The following is a 2776-nucleotide window of genomic DNA, read 5'->3' as shown; positions in this document are numbered from 1 at the left end:
TTAGAAAGAGAAGACATCGCATTGGCTTACCATGATTTTCACTACTACATTACCGCAGGGGTGATGATACCAGTATCGAGCAGTGTACAGTTCAAGCCTAGCTTCTTGATCAAAGAAGTGCAGGGGGCCCCGACGAGCTATGATATCAACGGGATGGTACTATTCAGAGAAAGACTGTGGCTGGGAGCATCCTACAGATCCAATGTACAGATTGGCGGTATGGAACACTTGCAGGATAATCTGAATCAGCGTAACGCAGTAGCCTTCCTGTTGGAAGTGTTTGCGACCAACAACCTGAGACTAGGCTACGCCTATGACCACAGCATGAACGTGCTGAGCGACTATAGGAACAACTCGCACGAGATATCCGTGGGCTATTACATTGCCCCGAGAAAAGTGACAATGAAAAACCCTAGATGGTTCTAAGTTATGAAGAAGCTACTGACGATAATGGTCATATTCCTGGTGCTGGTATCAGTACAGGAGACCCAAGCACAAAATGCACTTTTGAGATATGCCGACAAGCAATACGAACTGAGCAACTACCAGCATGCCGCTGAAGTGTATCAGGAAGCCTTCGGCAAGAGAGAGAAGATAGAGACAGCTAGAAAAATAGCCCAGTCCTACACCATGATCAGAGACTATGAAAAGTCGAATGAATGGTGGAAGAAAACGGTGAGCTTTGAGGAAGCAGACAGAGACGATTACTACGAATACATCCTGTCGAGCTATCAGCTCAACAATGGAGATGTCAATATCAGCGAACTGCTACAAGGTTCAGACTTCACGGCAGAAGACTTTCCGGAGCTAGACGCATCAAGGATGAAAGCCATGTACGATGGCAAATCCAACTTGAAGCTAGTCCCCGTAGCAGGAGTGAATAGCTCAGGCTCTGATATGAACCTAGTCGTAGACAAAGAAGCGCACATGTACTTCTCCTCAGACAGGGGAGCAGTGACGCCGAGCAATAAGCCGGCGATCAGACTAGACCTGAACAAGATTTATAGTGACGAGAAGTACGACTTCAATGACAGGGAGTTTTTCAGAATCTTTAGAAAAGATAGCGAAGGAAATGTCACAGAGCTGAGTGCCAACAATGAAGAAGTGCTACACTTCTCAGACCCCAGCTTCATGCATGAAAAAGGTTTGATGTTCTACACAGTGACCAGAAGAATCACCAAGGCAAAGCGTACGCCAGAGTTTGCAGTAGGAGCAGAGATCTACTACAGCAAGGTAGATGCAGATGGCAACCTATCGGAACACAAGGCGATGCCATTCAATGAACCAACCAAGCATGGCGTGATGCACCCGTATGTAGATGAAGCAGCTAAGCGCATCTACTTCAGTTCGGATATGCCGGGCGGACAGGGAGGCTTTGACCTTTACTATGTGGAGTATGACGAAAACCTGAACTTCGGTAGCCCAGTGAACTTAGGAGCAGGAATCAACACAGGAAAGAACGAGAGCCATCCTTACAGAGCAGGAGATAGCTTTTACTTTTCGAGCAATGGCCACCCAGGCTTGGGCGGTATGGATGTGTTCAAAGCGTCCTATAACACGGCGAGCAAGGAGATCAGCAATGTGAGCAACATGGGCGCCCCGATCAACTCAAACAGAGATGACTTCTCCTACAGCGTAGCAGCCGATGGTAGAAGATTTATCAGCAGTGATAGAAGAGGCGGGATGGGCCTAGATGATATCTACAGCATAGAAGAGCTGAATAAGAAGCTACTTGCTAAAGTGATGGACTGTGATGGCAATATGTTTACAGCAAGCTTTGAAGCGATGCTGACAGAGCAAGGCCAGTCAGGCAATATCGCTACCCAGCGAGCAGCCGATGGTGCACTGACAGCAGAGCTGAACCCAGAGAGCAACTTTGAGCTGAAGATCAGCAAGCAGGGCTACTTCAGCATCTACGACAATACCTTGAGTACGGTAGGTCTGAAAGAAGAGACCTTGGAGCGCACTTACAGACTAGCTGCGATTCCTTATCAGATGCCAGTGTATGTAGACATTGTGTACTATGACTTGGATAAGTCATTTATCAGAACAGATGCGGAGCCTACACTGCAGAAGTTGGGCGAGTTGATGCAGAAGTATAGCTTCTTGGACTTGAAGGTAGCCTCCCACACAGATGCTAGAGCGAGCAACGAATACAATGAAGCGTTGAGTCAGCGAAGAGCAGATGCGGTATTGGAATACCTAAGCAAATACAACATAGGTAAAGAAAGGGTGAGAACGGAGTGGTTTGGCGAGGAGAAGCTGACCAACGATTGTGGAGACGGCGTGCCATGTCCAGAGTGGGAGCATCAGCTGAACAGGAGATCGGAGTTGGTGTTAGAAGCCTTCCCTGACCCGAGCAAGCAGTATGAACTTCCAAAAGAACTACTTGATAAAGACATCTGTGATGCGAATGGCATCTTTGAAGAGTTGCAGCGAGAGTTGAATGCGGTACCGATCGTGTACTTCGACTTTGACAAGAGCACGATCAGACCGGTGCACAGAAAAGAGCTGGAGCGTACAGCGATCATGCTGAAGCGCATGCCGCAAATGAACTTGAACATCGAAGGACATACAGATCAGCGAGGCAGTGAGGAGTACAATAAGTCATTGAGTGAGCGCAGAGCTCAGGTAGTGATGGAGTACTTGAAGAAGCGAGGTGTGGAAGCGGCGAGGATGAACTCAGAGTGGTTTGGCAAGACAAGACCGATTCACGACTGCGGAGACTGCACAGAAGCACAACACCAAGAAAACAGAAGAACAGAATTGAAGTTGA

General features: G+C 47.8%; 2 protein-coding genes. Both read left to right on the top strand.

What is annotated here, in order from left to right:
* Positions 1-426: PorP/SprF family type IX secretion system membrane protein (locus BW935_RS17945; protein ID WP_139325576.1), on the top strand; the 426-nt coding region annotated here is incomplete at its 5' end.
* A gap of 3 nt (positions 427-429) precedes the next feature.
* On the top strand, positions 430-2776 hold a 2347-nt coding region (locus BW935_RS17940; protein ID WP_076503159.1), incomplete at its 3' end, for an OmpA family protein.

The organism is Belliella pelovolcani (assembly GCF_900156785.1).
GTDB classification, from domain to species: Bacteria; Bacteroidota; Bacteroidia; order Cytophagales; family Cyclobacteriaceae; genus Belliella; species Belliella pelovolcani.
This window is presented reverse-complemented; position numbering and strand designations above follow the sequence as displayed.